Raw genomic sequence first — 19566 nt, forward strand, 5'->3', positions numbered from 1 at the left:
TCGCGCCGGGTCTCGGTGGCCCTGAACCGGCGCGGATCGGCTATGCTCGCCGCCGATGACGGACCGGTCGCAGCGCATGGTGTGGGTCGATCTCGAGATGACGGGGCTCGACGAGAGCTCGTGCGCGATCGTGGAGATCGCGACCATCGTCACGGAGCCCGATCTCACCGTCGTCGCCGAGGGGCCGTGCCTCGTCATCCACCAGCCCGAGGACGTCCTCGCGGGGATGAGCGACTTCGTCCGCGATCTCCACGAGCGCTCGGGGCTCCTCGCGCGCATCCGCGCCTCCACGCTCTCCGTCGGCGACGCGGAGTCCGAGACGCGCGCGTTCCTCGAGGCGCACTGCGACAAGGGCACGGCCGTGCTGTGCGGCAACTCGGTCTGGAAGGACCGCGCCTTCCTGCAGCGCTACATGCCGGACCTCCTCTCTTTCCTGCACTACCGCATCGTGGACGTCTCCACCCTCAAGGAGCTCGTGCGCCGCTGGTATCCGACGCGCGCCGCGCCGAAGAAGCGCGAGATCCACCGCGCGCTCGACGACATCCGCGAGTCGATCGAGGAGCTCCGGTGGTACCGGGCGAACGTGTTCCAGCCGCTCGCGGGCGCCGGGATGCGCTGAGCGGCGCGTCGACGCGCGGGCGCGCTCGAGGACGAGCCCCGAGCTCGCAGCAGCCCGCGAGCTCGCCTCCCCCCGCGGCGCTCCCCCCGCGCGCTCAACCCCGGAGCGCGCTCCATCCACCCCCAGGCCACCCCCAGGCCGAGCCGCGCGCTCGACCCGGCGTCGAGGTCTGCTCCCTCGGGCAAAGGCGCCGCGCTGCTGGCAAAGAGGAGAAAATTGTCGGCGTCGCGAGAAAAATAGATCGATCGAGGGAATGCATTTAGTAGGCTAGCCATGCGTCCAGGCCTCCGGCACGAGGCCTGCGGCGCGGACGCCCCGGCGGCCCCAATCCGCCGGGGTGTCGTTTGCCAGCGGGGCAGCGGATCGCCTCAGAAGAGCTGGTCGCCGTACCACCGCTGATGGGGGCTGCGGCGGGAGTCCACGGCCGGGGTCACGGCCATGGAGGCGGGCCCGGCGCGACGCGTCGCCCGGGACCTCAGGGTCGGCCTCTCGACGGCGGGGGTCACCGCCTCGGGCACGCCCGGGTCGCAGCTCACCGGCGGGGCCAGCGTCGCGCTGTGCTCCACATCGCTCGCGTGCGCCGGAGGATCGGCCGGTCGCGGGGATGGCGCACCGCGGCGGGCGAAGTACCAGCTCAGCGGTACCGCGATGGCGGCGCTCGTCAGCGCGACGACCAGGAACACCCCGGCGGCCCGGAAGGCGCTGCGGCGCCGGCGCGGGGCGGCGACCTGGACCGAGGGGTGCCGCATGGCCTCGGGGGGGAGGGTGCCGGTGGGCAGCGTGTTGCGCGACGCCGGGGCGGGCGCGCTCCGCTCGGTGTCGGGCGACGGCTCGGGCGGCGGCGGAGCCCCGCCGGCGAGGGGCCCCGAGTCCGTGAGGAGCAGCGGCCGCACGGCGGTCATGAGCTCCTGGACGGTCTGGAAGCGCGCGTCGGGATCCTTGGCGAGCGCCCGCGAGAGCGCCTCGCGCACCTGGGCCGGCACGCCCTGGAGCGGCGGCGGCACCTCGTCCAGCGCGCACGCCTCCAGGTCGTCGCGCCCCTCGAACGGGCGCCGGCCCCCGAGGACGCAGTACAGCAGCATCCCGAGCCCGTAGACGTCCGTGCGCGGATCGATCGCGCGCGCGTCGAAGAGCTCCGGCGCCCGGTACCGCGCCGCGTCCGCCACCGGGTCCGCGGGCGCCCCGAACAGCCGGTGCAGCCCGAACGCCCTCAGGACGGCGGCCCCCTGGCTGGTGATCACCACCGTGTGCGGGCCGACATCCCCGTGCGCGAGGCCCAGCGCGTGCGCCGCGCCGAGCGTCCGCGCGACGTCGACCGCGAGCTCGTACGCGACGGGCCGGAGCCGGGGCAGCAGATCCTCCACCGAGGGATCGTCGCTCGGCCGGGCGGCGATCCACCCGGTCGTGCCCTCCACGCCGCCGGCGATGACAGGCACGGTGCCGTGCATCGCCGGAGGCAGCGAGAGGAGCCGATCGAGCTCGCCGCGGAACGCCTCCGGGTCGAGGGCGACATCCTCCTGGACATACAGCGTGACCTCGCGGCCGTCCGCGTCGAGCGCGCGGTAGGCCTCGGCCGGAGCCGGAGAGTCGAGGCTGGCGACGATGGTGTACCCCGCGAACTCCTGGCCCAGGATCACCATGGGCCCTCCGCCGCGAGCCCCCCGACGAGCGCGGCGGTTTCCACCCCTCCGCGCGGGAAGACAGCAGAGCGAAGCGCGATCTGCGATGTTCGATCAGCCCACGAAATTCTGTTCACTGCGTCGGACCTCCGGCACGAGGTTCGAGTCCATGACACCCCCGGACACGGCTCGGGGAACATCGGTTGGCGCGAGGGTAACAGAGGTCTCCTGCGCGCGGAAGCCGTCGCCCGGGCGGACCGGGATCACGGAGCGAGCGAGACGGCGCGCTCACTTTCCGGAACGACGGCTCGACGGCGGCGTACGCCCTGAAACGGCGCGCTCCGGCGGGCGCGACTTGGGCGGAGCCGCCGAACGAGCGCGCTCCGGATCCTCGCTGGCCAGGGCGAGCATTGCTTGCTTCCTGGGCGAGTCGTCAGGCTCCATGAGCAGAAAGAGGATCGCGTTCTGGAGCGCCTCCTGCGCCTGGTCAAAGAGCTCTGCCACGACGGACGCGACCGGGCTGCGCCCGTCGCCGGGCAGGAGCAGGCGCGGATCGCACTGGAGGCCCTGCGCGATGAGGCCGAGCGCGCCGAGCCCGAGATCCCGCTCGCCGCGCTCCACCTGCCGCAGGTAGGTGGCCGAGAGCTGCGCCCGCTCGGCGAACTCCTGCATGCTGAGCCCGCGGAGCAACCGGAGGATGCGGATCGCCTGACCGACCTCCCTGGGGAGCGTGTCGCGCATGAGCGCGAGCCTAGCAGGCAGAGCTCGCCTGAGCCGCCGAGAAGGACCCGGGCGCGCTACAGGTATCCTTCGGCCTGCAGCGCGAACATGCGCGCATAACGCTGGCCGCGGGCGACGAGCTCGTCGTGGGTGCCCTCCTCGACGATGCGCCCGCCGTCGAGGACGAGGATGCGATCGGCCATGCGCACGGTCGGGAAGCGGTGCGAGATGACGATCGTCGTCCGCCCCTTGGACAGCGACCGGAAGCGCTGGAAGACCGCGTGCTCGGCCTCGGCGTCGAGCGCCGCGGTCGGCTCGTCGAGCACGAGGATGTCGGCCTGCTCGCGCATGAACGCCCGCGCGAGCGCGATCTTCTGCCACTGCCCGCCGCTCAGCTCGACGCCGTCCTTGAACCAGCGCCCGAGCTGCGCGTCGAGGCCCCCCGGCACCGCGGTCACGACCTCGTCCGCGCCGCCCTCGGCGACCGCGCGCGCGATGCGCGGCTCGTCGCCGAGGTGATCGAGGCTGCCGAGCCCGACGTTCTCGCGCAGCGTGAGCTGGTATTGGTTGAAGTCCTGGAACACGACACCGATCCTCCGGCGGAGGTCGTCGAGATCCCAGGCGCGGAGATCCTTGCCGTCGAGCAGGATGCGCCCCTCGGTGGGCTCGTAAAGCCGCGTGAGCAGCTTGATGAACGTCGTCTTGCCGGCGCCATTGTGCCCGACGAGCGCCAGGCTCTGCCCGCTCGGGATGTGGAGATCGACGCCCCGGAGCGCCCAGCGCGACTGGCCAGGATACCGGTAGCCCACGCCCTCGAACCGCACGCCCCTGTCGAGCGCGCGGTCGGCCGACGCGGCGGGCGCGCCGCCGGTCGACGCCGGGGGCGCGCCGGCGTTCGTCAGCGCGGGCGCCTCGCCGGGCGGCAGCGCGGGCGGCGCGCTGGTCGGGATGCTCAAATACTGAAAGAGATTCGACATGTAGAGGTTGTGCTCGTACATGCCGCCGATGCCGCCGAGGACGGCCTGGAACGCCTGCTGGCCCTGCCGGAAGGCGGCGACGTAAAGGACCATCTCCCCGAGCGAGAGGCGCCCCGCCGCGGCGGAGGCCGCCATGGCGGCGTAGCAGCCGTAGAACGCGGCGGTCCCGAGGAGCGACAGGCCATAGGACCACCCGGCGCGGCGGACGGCGAGGGCGCTGTCCTCCCGGTAGAACGACGCGGCGAGCGCCTTGTACCGTTCGAGGAACATCGGCCCGAGCCCGAAGAGCTTCACCTCCTTGGCATGGCCGTCGTTGGCGAGCACGTACTCGAGGTAGTTGAGCCGGCGGGCCTCGGGAGAGCGCCAGTTGCGGAGGCGGAACGCCGCGCCGGAGAAGCGCGCCTCGGCGACCGTGGCGGGGACGGCCGCGAGCACGAGCGCGAGCACCGCGAAGCCGCTGAACCCGACGAGCAGCGCGGCGTACCCGGCGAGCGTGATCAGGTTCTGCACGAGGGAGAAGCTCTCGGTCACGACGGACGCGGGGCGCGACGAGGCCTCGCGCCGCGCGCGGGTGAGCTGGTCGTAGAACTCGGGGTCTTCGAAATGGCGGAGCTCCAGCGAGAGCGCCTTCCCGAGGATCATCGCGTGGATGTCGATGGAGAGCCGGGCGCCGAGCAGCTGCCGCGCCAGGGAGAGCCCGCGCTGCGCGAGCGCGAGCGCGGCGACGAGGCCGAGCTCGACCGAGACCCACACGAGCGCCGCGCGCTCCTCGCGGGCGACCACCGCGTCCGTGATCGCCTTTCCCACGTAGGCCACGCCGAGCGGCAGCACCGCCGCCGCGAGCGTGAGCGCGGCGAGCGCGAGGCTGGCCGCCTTCGACGAGCGCCAGACGAGCTGGAGCGTCCGCGGGGTGTAGGCAAAGCTGTCCCGCAGGCGGGAGAGGCCGAGCATGAGGGCGGATTCTAACCACGCCGCCGCGCGCTGCCCGGGCAGGCCCCCCGAGGGCGCGCGCAGGCGGGGGAGGCCCACGCGCGCGGGCGCGGCGAGCTCGGCGGGCCTCGCCGGGGCGGGGGCGTGCCCGGCGGCGGCGCCCGCGGCGCGGGGCACGCGCGCCGCGGGGCACGCGCGCGGGTGACCTGAGGCGCGGGGCGCGCGCGGGGGTCACCCCCGCCGCGGGGGGCGCGCGCGCGCGGCCGCGGTGGCGGGCGCGCGCCGGGCGTGGTGGCGGGCGCGCGCCGGGCGCGGTGGCGGGCGCGCGCGCGCGGCCGCGGTGGCGGGCGCGCGCGCGCGGCCGCGGTGGCGGGCGCGCGCGCGCGGCCGCGGTGGCGGGCGCGCGCCGGGCGCGGTATCCCGGGGGCTCCGAACAAGGAGGCTGTGCATGTCGAGCATGTCCAATATGACGATAGGCTACGGAGCGCTGCTCACGGCGCTCGGCGTCGGCGGCTTCGCGGCGACGAGCGCGCCGACGGCGCTCATCCCGGCCGGCTTCGGGGTGGTCGCGATCGGGCTCGGCGTGCTCGCGCGGCAGGAGAAGTACCGCATGCACGCCATGCACGCGTCGGCGCTGGTCGGCGTCCTCGGCGTCCTCGGCTCCGCCCGCGGCCTGTCGCAGCTGCCCGCCCTGCTCTCGGGCGGCGACGTGGAGCGCCCGGCGGCCGTCATCGCGCAGTCCCTGATGGCCGCGCTCTCCGCGGGCTACGTCGTCCTCTGCGTGCGCTCCTTCGTCGCAGCGCGGCGCGCCCCCGCCCGCCCCTGAGCGCGGCGCGCCGCGCTGCTGACGAAGGAGCGCGCCGTCCGGCCGCCGAGCCAGGCGCCGTCGCAGAGCCCCTCTCACCCCCACTCCCCCAGCCAGCGCGCGCCGAGCGGCCCTGTCGGCCGCGCGTCATCGGAGCCATCGAGCGATGGGCTCCTGTCGAATCCGTAGAGAACGGCCGGTGCGGCGTCCCCTGCGCGCCGATGAGCTCCCTCCCCTCGCCTTACTCTGCACGTCCCATCTCCGTATGTCCCATCTTCGAGCGTCGGATCCAGGCTCCCGCGCCGCCGGAGAATCTCCTCATGTCGATTCTTTGACAATCTTGGCCAGCAGTCCGGAATGCTAGAAATCCGCGCGCAAACGGCCAGATCGGTGCCCTTGCCGGCCGTGCTTGATGTACTGTCGTCGTTACCGGACCATCAACTACCAGAAGAGCGAGCACCATGCTTCGACGCGTCACTGCATTGGGGCTGACGGCGATTTTTTTCCTTTCGTGCGGGGAGGATGGTGCCGTCATGATGTGGAATTGCAACGAATGCCCCGAGGGGTGGACCTGCACCGAGAACACCTGTATCCCGCCGCATTGCAGCAATGGGATCAAGGATGGTCATGAAGGTGAGACCGACACCGACTGCGGCGGCTCGTGCGAGCCTTGCCGCTTCGGGGCCTCCTGCGAGACGGGAATCGACTGCAAGGAGGGCGTCTGTCGTTTGGGGGCGTGCCAGGCCCCGACGTGCGTGGACGGCGTGGCGAACGGCTTCGAGACCGGCGTCGACTGCGGCACGCGCTCGTGCCCGCTCTGCGCCGCGGGCGAGGGGTGCGTCGCCGGCGAGAACTGCGGGTCCGGCGTGTGCAGGGAGCGTGTCTGCCAGGAGCCGTCGTGCGACGACGGGGTCATGAACGGAAGCGAGCTCGACGTGGACTGCGGCGGGGAATGCCGGAGCTGCCGGTAGGGCGAGGAGCGGGGCGAGGCGCGCGCTCGCGGCACGGCCAGGGGCGCGCGCGGCCGGGGAGCGCCTCCGGCTTCAGCGGGGATCGACGGCGGGCGTGGTCTCCACGCTCACCGTGCCGCCGGTCGCGATCCAGCGGAATCCGTCGATGAGCGCGGTGGAGTCGAAGCGATTGTCGCCGGTGTCGAAGAGGATGAACCGGAGCGAGATCTCCTCGCCGCCGCGCACCGGCGCCCGGGTCTTCAGCCACCGGGTGCCGCCGTCGCGGCGCGGGCTGAAGCCCGTCCCGACGAGCTCGCTCGAGCCGAGCGGGCATCCGTCGCAGACATCGAAGAACGCGATATTGACGCTGACCGGCCTGCCCTCGCCGTCGAACGAGAGATTGCCGTTGTACGATCCGGGAGGCGCCGGCGTGGCGAGCGCGACGAATTGATCGTTGAAGTCCTCGCAGACCCACTCCGGGTATTCGTACGTATAGAACTTGAAGAGGAACTCGTAGCCGGTCGCGTTCTGCGGGGCGCGGAGGACGACCTCAAGGCCGATGTCGTCGTTGATGAAGTCGGAGGGAGGGCAGTCGGGGTTGTCCTGGGGGAACCCGGGCGGCGCGGCGCCGGGGCCGTAGCTCGAGCAGCTCTCGGTCCAGCAGGCGTCCGGGTGGTCCGGCAGGCGGGCGCGCCCCGTCGAGAGCGCGAGCAGGCGCGCGCCGCCCTGCACGCGCACGTTGGGCCCGAACCCGTCGAAGAGGCCGACGGCGGGCGATCGCGCCGCGGGCGAGCCGTCCCCGCGGACGTACCTCGCGGAGAGCACGCCCCAGCGGCGGTCGTCGCGGGAGGCGAACGCGCAGAGGTCGATCGCCCGGGCGCCGTTCGCCGGGTCGAAGTCGTCGAGCGAGAGGCCGTCGTCGCAGGGGGGTGCGACGTTGTCGATGGCGCCGTCGCAGTCCTCGTCCGCGGGCGCGGGGATCTGGCCGCTCGCGTCGGGCTCGGTGACCTCGACCTCGATGGCGCCGGGGTTCACGTTGGCGTCGGCGTCGTTGCAGTCGCCGGCGGCGGGCGTGAAGCCGTCTCCGTCGCTGTCCGCGTTGGGGTCGGTGACGGGGCCGGCGCCGCCGCTGCCCGAGCCGGGCGCGCCGGGCGCATCGAGCCCGCCGGAGCCGTCGTCGCCGCCGATCTGCGGGGGCTCCGCGCAGCCGTCGTCCGCGCCGCCCTGCGCGGGGGAGCCACCGACGGCCGAGCACCCGAGCGCGACGAGGAGTGCCGTCATGGCGGCGACGCCGGGGACGGAGGGGGCGAGCTGGCGATCAGTCATACTGCACTTTGCCACGAGGACCGGATCGAGCCCGGGCCTGCACGCAATGCCGCTCGGATCGGGCGACCACCGGATGGCCGGACGGCCTCAACCTCGGTCGGACGGCCTCAACCTCGGTCGGGTCGGCTCAACCTCGGTCGGGTCGGCTCAACCTCGGTCGGGCGGCCTCAACCTCGGTCGGGCGACCTCAACCTCGGTCGGGTCGGCTCAACCTCGGTCGGACGGCCTCAACCTCGGCCGGGTCGGCCTCAACCTCGGCCGGGTCGGCCTCAACCTCGGTCGGGCGACCTCAACCTCGGTCGGGTCGGCCCAACCTCGGTCGGACGGCCTCAACCTCGGTCGGGTCGGCCTCAACCTCGGTCGGGTCAGCCTCAACCTCAGTCGGCCTCAACTCCGGTCGGCCTCAACTCCGGTCGGCCCCCCCCCCCCCGGGGCACCCCGCAAGTAACCCGCCCGCCCTCCGGCCGCGCTACATCCGCTCCGGCGCCTCGATCCCGAGCAGGCCGAGGCCCTTCGCCAGCACCTCCGCCGTGAGATCGCACAGCGCGAGGCGCGAGCGGCGCACCTCCTCGCTCTCGGCCCGAAGCACCGGACAGCGCTCGTAGAATGTCGTGAACGACCCGGCGAGCTCGAACAGGTAACCGCACAGCCGATGCGGCTCGAGCGTGGCCGCCACGTCCTCCAGCACGGCCCCGAACCGGAGCAGCTCCAGCGCGAGCGCCCGCTCCGCCGGCTCGCCCACCGTGATCCCCACCCCGCGCGGCGACTCCACCCCCGCCTTCCGGAAGATCGACCGGATGCGCGCGTGCGCATACATCAAGTAAGGCGCCGTGTTCCCCTCGAACGCCAGCATGCGATCCCAGTCGAACACGTAATCCTTGATCCGATCGCTCGACAGATCCGCATACTTCACCGCCCCCACGCCGACCGCCCGCGCCACCGCGCCCGCGGCCTCGGCGTCGAGCTCCGGGTTCTTCTCCCGCACCACCTTGGTCGCGCGCTCCACGGCCTCGTCGAGCAGATCCGACAGCTTCACCGTATCGCCGCTCCTCGTCTTGAACATCTTCTTGTCGGCCCCGAGCACCGACCCGAACGCCACGTGCTCGGCCCGCGCCGGCGGCCTGAGCCAGCCCGCCTCCCGCGCCGTCGCGAAGACCATCGCGAAATGCTGGCTCTGCGGCGCGCCGACCACGTAGATGAGCCGCTGCGCGCCGACCGTCGTGAGCCGGTGGCGGATCGCCGCCAGATCCGTCGTGGCGTAGCCGTAACCGCCGTCCTGCTTGCGCACGATGAGCGGCAGCGGCTCGCCGCCCTTGCCCGTGAAGCCCGCCGGGAAGACGCAGAGCGCCCCCTCGCTCTCGCGCGCCAGCCCCTTCTGGCCGAGCTCCGCGAGCACGTCGAGCAGCATCGGGTTGTAGAAGCTCTCGCCCGCGAAATCGGCCTCGGTCAGGGTCACGCCGAGCCGCCGGTAGACCGACTCGAAGTAGCGCGTCGACTCGCGCACCAGCTGCCGCCACAGCCCGAGCGTCTGCTCGTCCCCGCCCTGGAGCCGCACGACCCGCCGGCGAGAGCGCTCGGCGAACGCCGGATCCCCGTCGAACTTGGCGCGCGCCTGCCTGTAGAACGCGTCGAGATCGCCGACCGAGAGCTCCTGCGAAGCGGCCGCCTCGCCGAGATCGAGCATGTGCTCGATCAGCATGCCGAACGGCGTGCCCCAGTCGCCCAGGTGGTTCTGGCGGATCACCCGGTGGCCGAGCGCCTCGAGCACGCGCGCGAGCGCGTCGCCGATGATCGTGCTGCGCAGGTGGCCGACGTGCATCTCCTTCGCGGCGTTCGGGCCCGAGTAATCGACGATCACCGTCTCGGGCTGCACCGCGGGCGCGATCCCGAGCCGCCCGCTGCTCGCCGTGTCGGCGAGCTCGCGCGTCAGGTAAGCGTCCTCGAGCGTCAGGTTCACGAACCCGGGGCCGGCGATCTCCACCTTCCGGCAAATCCCGCCGACCTGCAGCGCCCCCACGATCGCCGCCGCGACCTCGCGCGGCGGCCTGCCCAGGCGCTTGCCGAGCGCCATCGCGGCGTTCGCCTGGTAGTCGGCGTGGCTGGAGCGGCGCAGGGAGGGATCGGCCCCGGCGTGCTCGGCGCCGAACGCGGCGGTAATCGCCTCCTGGAAAGCGCGGGAAAGGGCGTGGACGGGATCGGCCATGGCGCATCCTTGGCTCGGCCCCGCGGCCAATTCAATAGGCAAGCCGGCGCTCATGGCCGAACCGCGCGCCGCCGCCCGCGGCACGCGCCCCGGCGCGGCCGTCTCGGCCGGGCGCTCGCGCCGCCGCGCCGCTGCGCGCGGCAGCGCGCAGCAGCGCGCGGCAGCGCCATGATTGCGCGACGACCCGCGGATCCACCTAGGAAAACGGGCCTTCCCGCGCGCGCGCCGGCGCGGCGCGCGGCGGCGATCCCCCTTTGACAAAAATCGGGCTAGGCCGGACAGTTCACGCCTCCCGTGAGCGCTTCCCTGCCCCCTGCCCCCGGCGATCCGAAGCCCGCCGCGAGCGACGCGCCCGCGGAGAGCGCGGCCGCCCAGATGGTCGGGACGGTCATCTCGGACCGGTACCGCATCGTGGAGCTGGTCGCGACTGGCGGGATGGGCGCGGTCTACAAGGCCGAGCACCTGCTCCTGCGCAAGTGGCTGGCGGTGAAGCTCCTCCTGCCCGCCGCGCAGGGCTCGCCGGAGCTCACCGCGCGCTTCGAGCGCGAGGCGATCGCGGGCGCGCACATCCAGCACCCGAACATCGCGTCGGCGACCGACTTCGGCACGCTCCCCGACGGCTCGCGGTTCCTCGTGCTGGAGCACGTCCGCGGCACGACGCTCGATCGCATCATCAAGAAGGGCCCGGTGCCCGCCGCGCGCGCCGCCGAGCTCGCGCGGCAGATCGCGGCGGCGCTCGCCGCGGCGCACGAGCGCGGGGTCATCCACCGCGATCTGAAGCCGCGCAACGTCATGGTCGAGCACGGCACCGACGCCGTGAAGCTCATCGACTTCGGGTTCGCGAAGGTCCCGCTGGAGCGCCTCGCCACGACGACCGCGCACAGCGGCGAGGAGCGGCCCGAGCCCATGCGCATCACGCTGAGCGGCATGGTCTTCGGCACGCTCGCGTACATGGCGCCGGAGGCGGCGCAGGGCATGGAGCACGTCGACGAGCGCTCCGACCTGTACGCGCTCGGGCTCATCCTCTACGAGATGCTCGCGGGCAAGCACCCGTTCGACTCGATCGTGCCCGTCGAGCTCTTCCGCGATCAATGCGAGACGGCGCCGCCACCGCTCCGGCTGCGCGCTCCGGGCGTGGAGGTGCCGCGCGAGCTGGAGGCGCTCGTGATGCGCCTCCTGCGCAAGGACCCGGCGGCGCGCCCCGCGAGCGCGCGCGCGCTGCTCGCCGCGCTCGACGCCGCCGTGCCGCGGTCCGAGGCCCTCGGCCTCCTCCCGTGGAAAGAGCCGCTCTCGAGCGGGTCGTGGTCCCTCGGCGACCCGCTGCGCGCGCTCCAGGCCGCCACGCCGCCCGAGCCGCCGGCGCGGCAGGACCGAGCCGCCGCGCTCGAAGGCGCAGCGCGCGGCGCGGCCGCGGCCGCTGGCGGGGCCGCAGCCCTCGACGGCGCGGCCGGCGCCGCCGCGATGCCGGCGGCCGGCGCGCCGCTCGCGGCCCCTGGCGGCGCGGCGCGCGGGCACGAGGCGCGCGGGCACGAGGCGCGCGGGGCGGCGGAGCGCCGGCCGGCGCCGCGGAGGCGCGCCCGGCGCTGGCTCGTCGCGGTGGCCGCGATGCTCGCGGCCGGCGCGGCGGGCGGCGCGGTGCTCCTCCGCCGCCTGCCCGCGGGCGCGCCGGCGGTCGCGAGCGCCCCGGCGCCGGCGATCGCCGGCCCGGAGCTCCAGGAGGCGACCGCCGCCATGCACGCACCGGCCGCCGCAGCGCCGGCCACCCCGGTGCCCGAGCCCCTCGGCGCGCCCCCGCCAGCGCCCTCCGCGGCGCCGGCCGCGAGCGCCTCGGCCCCCGTGCCGGCCGGCTCCGGGGCGGCGTCGGCCGAGGGCGCGGCGCTCGCCGGGGCGGCTCCGTCCCAGGGCGCGGAGCTCCCGGCCGAGCGGGAGCGCCTCGTGGGGGCGGTCCGGGCGAAGCGATGGGAGGACGCGGAGAGCGCGCTCTTCGTGCTGCTCGAGAAGGATCGCGCCGCCTTCGAGCAGCGCGACGTGATGACGGCCGCGGCCGCCGTCGCGGTGAAGAGCTCGTACCGGCCCGACGGCCGCGCGGACCCGATCTTCGAGGCGCTGGAGAGCCGCCTCGGCCCGGAAGGCCTCGACATCGCCTACGAGATCGTGAGCGGCTACGGCGGCACGCAGGGCGGAAAGCGCGCGGCCGCGCTGCTCCGCCGCCCCGAGGTGCTGGAGCGCGCGAGCGCCCCGCTGCGCATCGCCGTGGAGCTGCGCGAGGCCCCCTGCCGGCGCAAGCCGGCGCTCTTCGAGCGGGCGGCGCTCGAGGGGGACGCGCGCGCGCTCGTGTTCCTGGAGATGCTCCGCTCGTCGCAGTGCCAGCCGCGCATCGGGCAATGCTGCTTCCACCACCACGCGGGGCTCGAGCGCGCGGTGCGCTCGCTGCGCGACCGGCTGCGCTACTGATCCGCTGCGCCGCTGATCCGCTGCGCCCGCGCTGCGCCGCTCCGCCGGCGCCCGTCCCGGTGCTCCGCAGGGCCCGGGATCCCGGCGGGACACGGGCCCCCCCGACGGCCGCCGAGATGGGCTACGCTCGCGCCTGCGGTCCCGCGCGCCGAGCAGGCCCGAGCACGGCGGCGAACGGCGCGCGGACGATGAGAACAAGGAAGAGGAATGAGCGACAAGACAAATGAGGAGATCTACAGGGCCTACCTGCTGGCTTACGCGTGCAGCGGCGACACCTCGAAGGTCGCGGTGCTCCAGGACGCGCGCCCGCTGACCGCGACGGTCGCCGCCGCGCTCGCCCTGGCGGAGCGCGATCGCCAGGCGGGCGAGCCGCCGGACACGTGGGACTCGCTGACCGAGCGCCTGCAGGCCATGTTCGACGAGTTCGATCCGCACGGGTACGACCTGGCGACCGGAGACGACGAGGCGCTCGACGACGAAGAAGAAGACGGCGACGAGCCGATCGCCTCCTGAGCCCGCGCCTCCGCGGCCGCGGGCTCCCCGCGCGCCGCGCGGCCGGCGGCGGCCAGGCAAGGACCGGAAGGCGGTGAGCGGGAAGAAACGATGAACGTTCTTCCTGCTTTACCGCTCTCCTGGGAGGCCCTCTCCGGAGGAACTCACCAGCACCGGCGCCTCCCGGGGAGGCGCCGGGGAGCGGCCCGCTCAGCCCCCGAGGGTCGCGCCGTTCGAGGCGATGACCTCGCGATACCAGTGCGCCGAGTCCTTGAGCACGCGCTTGCCCGTCGGGTAGTCGACGAAGACGAGGCCGAAGCGGTGCTTGTAGCCGTGGGCCCACTCGAAGTTGTCCAGGATCGACCAGTGAAAGTAGCCGTTCACCACGGCGCCCTCGGCGATCGCCCGGCGGAGCTCGATCAGGTGGCGCGCCATGAAGTCGATGCGCTGGGGGTCGTGCACCTTCCCGTCGAGCGAGATCCAGTCCCGGGTGGACAGGCCATTTTCGGTGATCACGATGGGTCGCTTGTAGCGCTCATAAAAGAATTTCGGCCCCCAGTAGAGGCACTCGGGGGTGACGGACCACTCGAAGGCCGTGATCGGGTGTCCCACCGGGTGCGGCACGACCTCGGCGCCGCCGTTCGCCCCGGCGCGCACCGGGACTCCCCAGTAGACGTTCACGCCGCAGAACTCGACCGGCTGCGCGATGATCTCCATGTCGCCGCTCCGGATCTCGGGCAGCTCGCTCGCGAACAGGCGGAGCCCGTCCTCGGGGTACCTGCCGAAGAACACGGGATCCATCCACCACGTGTTGGTCCATGTGGTGCGGGCGCTGACCGACCACGTCGCCGCGCGCGCGGCCTCCAGATCCTCGGGTGACGCGCTGGCGGGGTATTTCACCTGCGCGACCGGCGCATAATAGACGTTGCACTTCCCCGGGCTCGCCGCGCGGATGGCCTGCACCGACTTGCCGTGCGCGAGCAGGACGTGGTGGCACACGCGCAGGACCTCGGCGAAGCGCAGCCGGTCCCCGGGCGCGTGGCGACCCTCGTAGTGGCCGGCGCCGGCGAACACCTGCGGTTCGTTGAGCGTCATCCAGTCGTTCACCCGATCGCCGAGCTTCTCGACCACGACGCCCGTGTACTCGGCGAACCAGTCGGCGCTGTCGCGGTTCAGCCAGCCGCCCTTGTGGTAGAGCGCGAGCGGGAAGTCCCAGTGGAACAGCGTGACGTGGGGCGCGACCCCCGCCTCGAGCAGCGCGTCCACCAGCCGATCGTAGAACGCGAGGCCGCGCTCGTTGACGGCGCCCGTGCCCTCCGGCAAGACGCGCGGCCACGAGATGCTGAGTCGGTAGGCGCGGAGGCCGATGTCGCGCATGAGGGCGACGTCCTCCCGGTACCGGTGGTAGTGGTCGCACGCGACATCGCCGGTCTGGCCGTTCCAGATCGCGTCCGGCTTCTTGCAGAACATGTCCCACACGGACGGCCCCTTGCCGTCCTCGTGCGCGGCGCCCTCGATCTGGTACGACGCCGCCGCGGCGCCCCACAAAAACCCTTCCGGAAAGCCCTTTTCGCTCGGTGCCTCTTCGCTCGATGCCTCTTCGCTCGATGATCGCGTCATGGTGGCCGCACCATACCAAACGCGGCCGAGCGCCGCACCGCGACGTCAGCCAGCCTCGCGCGCCTCGTAGCCCTCCTCGCGCACGGCCGCCACGAGCGCCTCGGCCGTCGCGCTCCCCTCGACGACCGCCTCTCCGCGCTCGAGGCTCACCTCGCACACCCGCGTGACGCCGGGGACCTTCGCGAGCGCCTTCGAGACCGCCCGAACGCAGTGGCCGCAGGACATTCCTTCGATAGCGAGTCTGCGCACCTCCCCTCTATGCCCCCACCAGGCAGCAGCGTCAACGAAGCCGCGCAGCGTCAAGCGACCGCGCAGCGTCAAGCGGCCGCGCAGCGTCGAGCGCCCTCGCAGCGTCGAGCGCCCTCGCAGCGTCGAGCGACCGCGGCGCGTCACCGCGGGCACTCCGGGCACGCCGGCCCGCCGCAGTCCACGCCGAGCTCGTCGCCGTTCCGCACGCCGTCGATGCACGTCGGCTCCTCGCACACGCTCGCCCAGCAGACGCCGGTCTCGCAGTCCGCGCCCGTCGCGCAACCCCCGCCCGGCGGACAGGGCGCCCACGGACCGCCGCAGTCGACGCCGGTCTCGGAGCCGTTCCGCACGCCGTCCGAGCTCGACGGGCGCTGGCACGTCTTCGGGTCCCCGAGGCACACCCCGGAGATGCAGTCCTGCGGGACGGAGCAGAGCGACCCGTCCTCGCACGGCCGCCTGCAGATGCCGCCGCAGTCCACGTCGGCCTCGTCCGGGTCGCGCCGCAGGTTGATGCAGTGGCTCGGCGCGCAGAAGCCTCCGCCGTGCTGCGCGCCCACGGTCGGGACGCAGATGCGCCGGGTCCCGCACTGGTCGTCCTCGACGATGCAGTCGAACGCCTGCGCCTCGTAGCAGATCTGGTCGACCGAGTAGAGCTCCATGAGGCTGATCCCGTTGTCGAGAGGCACATTGACAGGCCTGTCCTCCGCCGAGCAGACATCGGAGGTGCACAGGTTGCCGTCGTTGTAGAAGTCGGCCGGATCCGGCTTGGAGACGACCTTTCCCTCGTGCGTGCACTCCAGCTGCGCGCAGTCGCCGCGCACCTGAGAGGGCAGCGGGCCCGGGTAGATCTCCAGCTGGCACACCCGATCCACGCACCGCCCGGCGCCGCAGCGCGGGTCCGGCGGTCCGGCGCACTTCGCGTCGTTGTCGCACGCCGTCCCCGCCGTCCCCGGCGCGCAGCTGAACCAGCCCTCCTGGCACTCGCTGCACGGCCTGCAGGCGAGAAAGCAGTCAGGCGCCGTGTCCTCGGGCGCGCAGCACAGCGTGTGCCCCTCCTGGACGCACGTACACTCGTTGTCCGTGCACTCCGTGCCCGGCGCGTACTGGGTGTCCGACTCACAGTCGGCCGTCGATTCGCACCGCCCTCCCATCTGGCTCATCCGCTCGCAGGAAGAAACCGCCACGAAGATGAGAAATATGGAGCTGACAACGGAATGCTTAAGAAACCTGATCATGCGTCCAGTCCTCCGGCACGAGGCCATGGCGCCGACACCCCGGCGGCCCCAATCCGCCGTGATGTCGCTTCCAACTCGCGACGATCCTACTCGGACCCGGCACAGGTCTGCCAGTCCTGACGACAGTTTTCGACACGTTCGATCAACCCGGCATCGAGGCGCCGGCGCCGGCGCCAACGTGATTACGGGCGCGCGTCTCGTCCCATTTCGGATTCGGCTGCTCGCGGCGGCGCTCCGCGGCTCCGCGCTTGCGCGGTCCGCGCCGGAGTGGTTCGCTGCGGCGCGTGACGGCTCGCGAGCACACGGCGCTTGTCGGCCACGGCGGCGTGCACGTCGTCGAGGGCGCCGGGGCGACGCGCCGCCACGCGCTCCACCTCGTCAAGCTGATGGTGCCGGTCGACGGTCCGCTCGAGGTCGACGTCGAGGGCGGGCGGCCGTTCGGGGTGCGCGCGCCCGTGCTCACCGGCGCCGGGGTCGCCCATTCCGTCGGCGCGCCGGGCGCGACGGTCACGGTGTTCCTGCCGCCCGACGGGCTCGGCGCGGGCGCGCAGGCGGTCGCCCGCGGGCGGGCGCTGGTCCTCGAGGGGGCGCAGGCCGATCGGGTGCGCGCGGCGGCGCGCGACGTGCTCCGCGGCCGGCTCGACCACGCGGCGGCGCGCGAGCTCATGCGGGCGTGCGCCGGGGCGTTCGCGCCGGGCGGCCCGCCGTTCGACCGCCGCGTGGTGCGCGCCATGCATCGCCTGGCGGAGCGGGCGCCGGCCCGCCCCGCGCTGGGCCCGCTCGCCGCGGCCGAGGGCCTCTCGCGCTCGCGGCTCTCGCACCTGTTTCACGACGCCTTCGGCCACCCGCTGCGCGATTACGTGACCTTCCTGCGCGTCATGTCCGCCGTCCGGGCGCTCGTCGACGGCGCCGCGCCGGCCCGGGCGGCGCTCGCCGGCGGCTTCCACGACCAGGCGCACCTGGCGCGCGCCGTCGCCGCCACGCTGGGCCGCACGCCGGGCTCCGTGGCGCGCAGCCACTTCGTACAAGCGCCGGCCTCGGCCGGGCCCATCGTGGTCCTCTGAAACCCCACGGAGGACCCATGCCCCCTCGCGCTGTCGGCGCAGCCCGCGTCGCCCTCGGTCTCATCGTCCTGCTCGGCGGCATCAACGGATTCGTGCGCATCGTGCCGGTCCCCGAGCCGCTCCACCCGTTCGTCCAGCTGCTGCTCGACAGCGGCTACGTCTATGCCGTGAAGGCCGTGGAGATCACCGCCGCGGTCCTGCTCCTGCTCGACCGCCGCCGCCCCCTCGCGCTCGCGCTGCTCTGGCCGGTCGTGGTGAACATCGCGCTGTTCCACCTGCTGCTCGATCCCCGCGCCGGCATCAACGCCGTCATCCTGCTCGGGCTCCTCGGCGCGCTCACGTGGCACGATCGACACGCCTTCGCGCCGCTCTTCGCCGAGCGCCGCTCCGGATCGGCGTCCCCCGCGGGCAGCCCGGCCCGCGTAGAACGCGCGTCGCCCGCGTAGCGACGCCGCGCATGGGAGAGGCGAACGAAGAGGATTGGAACCACAGAGGCACAGAGAGCACAGAGGAAGAGAGAGATAGAGAGAGCTGGAGAGAAGAAGATATTATCTCTCCTTTTCTCTCCCTCTGTGCCCTCTGCGCCTCTGTGGTTCCAACTCTCTTCCCCCGCGTGGAGCCCCGGCGCTACGGCGCGCTGTCCTGGAGCACGCCGTCGGGCACGAGGCGGAGCGAGCGCACCGCGCCCTCGCGCGCGAGCAGGACGGCGCCGAGCAGGCCGGCCTCGCTGCCGAGCGGAGAGGCGACCACCGGCACCGCCCCCGCGCGGACGGCGTGGCGCGGCAGCTCCTCGCGCACGCCTTCGAGCAGGATGTCGGGCGCGGCGAGCAGCTCGCCGCCCAGCACGACCAGCTGCGGGTTGAGCAGGTTCAGCAAGACCCCGATGCCGCGCGCGAGCTGCACGCCCGCCTCGTGGAAGATCGCGCGGGCGCTCTCGTCGCCGGCGAGCGCCGCGCCCGCGACGGCGCTGACCGCGTGCGGCCGGGGGAGCGCGGCCAGCTGGGGAGAGCGCGCCGACGCGGCCTCGGCGGCGCGCCGGAGCGCCATGACCGAGGTGAACGTCTCCAGGCAGCCCCGGCGACCGCAGCCGCAAGGCGGGCCGTCGTCCGCGACGCGGCAGTGGCCGATCTCACCGCTGTACCCCTGCATCCCGAAGAACAGGCGCCCATCGACGACGAGGCCCGCGCCCACGCCGAGCCCGACGTAGATCCACGCGTACGACACCTGTCCTCGCGCGGCGCCGAGCTCCCCCTCCGCCACCGCCGCCGCCTGAGGCAGGTTGTACACGGGCACCTGCATGCGCAGCGCGCGGCTGAGCTCCGCGCGCAGCGGGAACCGCTCCCAGCCCAGGTTGGGCGCGAGCACGCAGACCCCGCTCGGCCGGTCGATGAGCCCCGGCACGATGGCGCAGGCGCCGCGCAGCCGCTTGCGCGGCACCCCGCTCAGCTGCAGCACCTTCGGCAACATCTCGGCCACCTCGCGGACCGTCCGGTGCGGATCGCGCATGACGGTCGGCTGGTCCAGGCGCGCCCGCAGCCGCCCGCGCGCGTCGGCCACGGCAACGGCCGTCTGCTCGACGCCGATCTCGATGCCCAGGTACGCCGCGCTGTCATCGTTGAACTCGAGGAGCCGCGCCGGGCGCCCGCCGCGCGACTCGGTCCCGACATCGCGGACGCTGCCGTTCTCGAGCAGCTCCTCGATGATGGCCGAGACCGTCGGCTTGGTCAGGCCGCTCAACCGCGCGAGGTTCGTGCGGGAAATCGGGCCGTGCTCCTGCACGAGATCGAGGACGAGGGAGCGGTTCAGCTCCCGAGGGGTGCGGTTGCTAGCCGTCTTGTCGTTTGCACGGACCATTCGAGCAGACCGAGACTTAGCCGTTCTCGCGCGGCGAAAGCAAGGGGCGTCACCACCGCGCCGCCACGAAACGCGCGCGCGGCGCGCCGCCGCCGGGCAACCCGCGCGCTGCGCGCACCTGGCCTCCCCCCGGCTTCCCCGCGGCCCTCTACCCTCTCCCTCTCCCTCTCCTCCCCCTCTCCCTCTCCTCTCCCTCTCCTCCCCCTCACTTCCCTTGGTTTCCTCCCCTCGCTCGCCCCGCACCACTGCGCTCCACACTCCGGGCGCGCTCGGACCGCCGGAGCCGTTATGTCATCATCGCACTTGCTGAGACCGGGCATGCGTTACCGGTGTCCCCTCCAGGTCTTCCGCGTAGCAAACTGCCCCGCAGCGCGGGATGCGGTCGTACGATGAGCACCCCCTGTGTGGCGGAACGCCTCATCCCCGCGTGTGAGGTGGGAACAGGGGGT

At 73.5% G+C, this 19566-nt stretch carries 17 protein-coding genes; 8 read left to right on the top strand and 9 right to left on the bottom strand.

The window, feature by feature from the left end:
- Nucleotides 1-55 precede the first annotated feature (55 nt).
- Complete coding sequence (orn, locus tag WME83_RS44020; protein WP_437315688.1) at nucleotides 56-619, top strand: oligoribonuclease; 564 nt, start codon at nucleotides 56-58, stop codon at nucleotides 617-619.
- Nucleotides 620-987: 368 nt separating this feature from the next.
- On the opposite strand, the gene WME83_RS44025 is transcribed toward orn, so the two are convergent.
- The 3 genes from WME83_RS44025 to WME83_RS44035 all read right to left on the bottom strand — a co-directional run bounded on the left by WME83_RS44025 (nucleotide 988) and on the right by WME83_RS44035 (nucleotide 4886).
- Nucleotides 988-2259, bottom strand: coding sequence for a serine/threonine protein kinase (locus WME83_RS44025; RefSeq protein WP_437315689.1), 1272 nt, complete (start codon nucleotides 2257-2259; stop codon nucleotides 988-990).
- A gap of 267 nt (nucleotides 2260-2526) precedes the next feature.
- Nucleotides 2527-2979 (bottom strand): helix-turn-helix domain-containing protein, encoded by a 453-nt coding sequence (locus WME83_RS44030; RefSeq protein ID WP_437315690.1) that lies wholly within the window; start codon nucleotides 2977-2979, stop codon nucleotides 2527-2529.
- Nucleotides 2980-3035: 56 nt separating this feature from the next.
- The gene (locus WME83_RS44035; protein WP_437315691.1) at nucleotides 3036-4886 is read right to left on the bottom strand and encodes an ABC transporter ATP-binding protein; all 1851 of its coding nucleotides are present in this window, start codon (nucleotides 4884-4886) and stop codon (nucleotides 3036-3038) included.
- Between WME83_RS44035 and WME83_RS44040 the strand changes: the two genes are divergently transcribed.
- The 3 genes from WME83_RS44040 to WME83_RS44050 all read left to right on the top strand — a co-directional run bounded on the left by WME83_RS44040 (nucleotide 4885) and on the right by WME83_RS44050 (nucleotide 6641).
- On the top strand, nucleotides 4885-5070 hold the full coding sequence (locus WME83_RS44040; RefSeq protein ID WP_437315692.1) for a hypothetical protein: 186 nt from the start codon (nucleotides 4885-4887) through the stop codon (nucleotides 5068-5070). The genes WME83_RS44035 and WME83_RS44040 overlap by 2 nt on opposite strands.
- Nucleotides 5071-5313: 243 nt before the next feature.
- On the top strand, nucleotides 5314-5691 hold the full coding sequence (locus WME83_RS44045; protein WP_437315693.1) for a hypothetical protein: 378 nt from the start codon (nucleotides 5314-5316) through the stop codon (nucleotides 5689-5691).
- 512 nt (nucleotides 5692-6203) lie between these two features.
- On the top strand, nucleotides 6204-6641 hold the full coding sequence (locus tag WME83_RS44050) for a hypothetical protein (protein WP_437315694.1): 438 nt from the start codon (nucleotides 6204-6206) through the stop codon (nucleotides 6639-6641).
- Between the two features lie 72 nt (nucleotides 6642-6713).
- Here WME83_RS44050 and WME83_RS44055 read toward each other — a convergent pair whose 3' ends face one another.
- Together WME83_RS44055 and argS are read right to left on the bottom strand one after the other, a co-directional pair.
- On the bottom strand, nucleotides 6714-7946 hold the full coding sequence (locus WME83_RS44055) for a choice-of-anchor L domain-containing protein (protein ID WP_437315695.1): 1233 nt from the start codon (nucleotides 7944-7946) through the stop codon (nucleotides 6714-6716).
- A 469-nt stretch (nucleotides 7947-8415) separates the two neighbouring features.
- A complete protein-coding gene (gene argS / locus WME83_RS44060) occupies nucleotides 8416-10149 on the bottom strand; it encodes an arginine--tRNA ligase (RefSeq protein ID WP_437315696.1) in 1734 nt (577 codons plus the stop codon).
- 294 nt (nucleotides 10150-10443) lie between these two features.
- On the opposite strand from argS, the gene WME83_RS44065 reads away from it, so the two are divergent.
- Both WME83_RS44065 and WME83_RS44070 read left to right on the top strand, forming a co-directional pair.
- Nucleotides 10444-12603, top strand: coding sequence for a protein kinase domain-containing protein (locus tag WME83_RS44065; RefSeq protein WP_437315697.1), 2160 nt, complete (start codon nucleotides 10444-10446; stop codon nucleotides 12601-12603).
- A 207-nt stretch (nucleotides 12604-12810) separates the two neighbouring features.
- Nucleotides 12811-13116 carry a hypothetical protein gene (locus tag WME83_RS44070; protein ID WP_437315698.1) on the top strand — a complete coding sequence of 102 codons (306 nt, stop codon included), beginning with the start codon at nucleotides 12811-12813 and terminating at the stop codon, nucleotides 13114-13116.
- A 189-nt stretch (nucleotides 13117-13305) separates the two neighbouring features.
- Here the strand turns inward: WME83_RS44070 and WME83_RS44075 are convergent, their stop codons facing one another.
- From WME83_RS44075 to WME83_RS44085, 3 genes are all read right to left on the bottom strand, one after another.
- Complete coding sequence (locus WME83_RS44075) at nucleotides 13306-14715, bottom strand: GH1 family beta-glucosidase (protein WP_437315699.1); 1410 nt, start codon at nucleotides 14713-14715, stop codon at nucleotides 13306-13308.
- A gap of 45 nt (nucleotides 14716-14760) precedes the next feature.
- Nucleotides 14761-14940, bottom strand: coding sequence for a heavy-metal-associated domain-containing protein (locus WME83_RS44080; RefSeq protein WP_437322111.1), 180 nt, complete (start codon nucleotides 14938-14940; stop codon nucleotides 14761-14763).
- A gap of 164 nt (nucleotides 14941-15104) precedes the next feature.
- A complete protein-coding gene (locus tag WME83_RS44085) occupies nucleotides 15105-16124 on the bottom strand; it encodes a hypothetical protein (RefSeq protein ID WP_437315700.1) in 1020 nt (339 codons plus the stop codon).
- A gap of 359 nt (nucleotides 16125-16483) precedes the next feature.
- On the opposite strand from WME83_RS44085, the gene WME83_RS44090 reads away from it, so the two are divergent.
- Complete coding sequence (locus tag WME83_RS44090; RefSeq protein ID WP_437315701.1) at nucleotides 16484-17263, top strand: helix-turn-helix domain-containing protein; 780 nt, start codon at nucleotides 16484-16486, stop codon at nucleotides 17261-17263.
- Nucleotides 17264-17280: 17 nt separating this feature from the next.
- Complete coding sequence (locus WME83_RS44095) at nucleotides 17281-17709, top strand: membrane spanning transport protein (RefSeq protein WP_437315702.1); 429 nt, start codon at nucleotides 17281-17283, stop codon at nucleotides 17707-17709.
- Between the two features lie 181 nt (nucleotides 17710-17890).
- Here WME83_RS44095 and WME83_RS44100 read toward each other — a convergent pair whose 3' ends face one another.
- A complete protein-coding gene (locus WME83_RS44100) occupies nucleotides 17891-19117 on the bottom strand; it encodes an ROK family protein (protein ID WP_437315703.1) in 1227 nt (408 codons plus the stop codon).
- Between the last annotated feature and the right edge of the window lie 449 nt (nucleotides 19118-19566).

It is taken from the genome of Sorangium sp. So ce385, assembly GCF_051474135.1.
GTDB lineage: Bacteria > Myxococcota_A > Polyangia > Polyangiales > Polyangiaceae > Sorangium > Sorangium cellulosum_D.

Bases quoted from the DNA above. Each gene is read 5' to 3' on its own strand.
- orn (WP_437315688.1), top strand. From the start codon at position 56: ATGACGGACCGGTCGCAGCGCATGGTGTGGGTCGATCTCGAGATGACG.
- WME83_RS44075 (WP_437315699.1), bottom strand. From the start codon at position 14,715: ATGACGCGATCATCGAGCGAAGAGGCATCGAGCGAAGAGGCACCGAGC.
- WME83_RS44095 (WP_437315702.1), top strand. From the start codon at position 17,281: ATGCCCCCTCGCGCTGTCGGCGCAGCCCGCGTCGCCCTCGGTCTCATC.
- argS (WP_437315696.1), bottom strand. From the start codon at position 10,149: ATGGCCGATCCCGTCCACGCCCTTTCCCGCGCTTTCCAGGAGGCGATT.
- WME83_RS44045 (WP_437315693.1), top strand. From the start codon at position 5,314: ATGTCGAGCATGTCCAATATGACGATAGGCTACGGAGCGCTGCTCACG.
- WME83_RS44050 (WP_437315694.1), top strand. From the start codon at position 6,204: ATGATGTGGAATTGCAACGAATGCCCCGAGGGGTGGACCTGCACCGAG.
- WME83_RS44035 (WP_437315691.1), bottom strand. From the start codon at position 4,886: ATGCTCGGCCTCTCCCGCCTGCGGGACAGCTTTGCCTACACCCCGCGG.
- WME83_RS44085 (WP_437315700.1), bottom strand. From the start codon at position 16,124: ATGAGCCAGATGGGAGGGCGGTGCGAATCGACGGCCGACTGTGAGTCG.
- WME83_RS44100 (WP_437315703.1), bottom strand. From the start codon at position 19,117: ATGGTCCGTGCAAACGACAAGACGGCTAGCAACCGCACCCCTCGGGAG.
- WME83_RS44030 (WP_437315690.1), bottom strand. From the start codon at position 2,979: ATGCGCGACACGCTCCCCAGGGAGGTCGGTCAGGCGATCCGCATCCTC.
- WME83_RS44080 (WP_437322111.1), bottom strand. From the start codon at position 14,940: ATGTCCTGCGGCCACTGCGTTCGGGCGGTCTCGAAGGCGCTCGCGAAG.
- WME83_RS44040 (WP_437315692.1), top strand. From the start codon at position 4,885: ATGAGGGCGGATTCTAACCACGCCGCCGCGCGCTGCCCGGGCAGGCCC.
- WME83_RS44070 (WP_437315698.1), top strand. From the start codon at position 12,811: ATGAGCGACAAGACAAATGAGGAGATCTACAGGGCCTACCTGCTGGCT.
- WME83_RS44025 (WP_437315689.1), bottom strand. From the start codon at position 2,259: ATGGTGATCCTGGGCCAGGAGTTCGCGGGGTACACCATCGTCGCCAGC.
- WME83_RS44055 (WP_437315695.1), bottom strand. From the start codon at position 7,946: ATGACTGATCGCCAGCTCGCCCCCTCCGTCCCCGGCGTCGCCGCCATG.